The following is a 253-nucleotide window of genomic DNA, read 5'->3' as shown; positions in this document are numbered from 1 at the left end:
ATCCAGTTCAACCACGATGAATAGGTCGGCAGGAACACCAGTTCCACGTCGTTGACCGCGGCCCAGGCGCGGACCTCGGCTCGCTTGTGCGGGGAGAAGTTGTCGACGATGACGTAGAGCCTTTCGCAGGCCAGCGCGCCCGCAGCGACTTCAGCAACGACAGGAACTCCTGCCATCGCTTCCGATCCCGGATCCGATAGTGGAGCTTGCCGGTTGATAGATCCAGAGCGCCGAGCAGGTGCCGCACGCCCTG

At 62.8% G+C, this 253-nt stretch carries 1 protein-coding gene; it reads right to left on the bottom strand.

From position 1 onward, the window contains the following. The coding region (locus IU459_RS38180) for a transposase (protein WP_228839085.1) at positions 1-176 on the bottom strand (176 nt) is incomplete at its 3' end. Between the last annotated feature and the right edge of the window lie 77 nt (positions 177-253).

Origin of the sequence: Nocardia amamiensis, from assembly GCF_015477605.1 — a bacterium.
GTDB lineage: Bacteria > Actinomycetota > Actinomycetes > Mycobacteriales > Mycobacteriaceae > Nocardia > Nocardia amamiensis_A.
The sequence above is the reverse complement of the archived record's forward strand: the minus strand, read 5'-3'. Positions and strand labels throughout refer to the sequence as shown.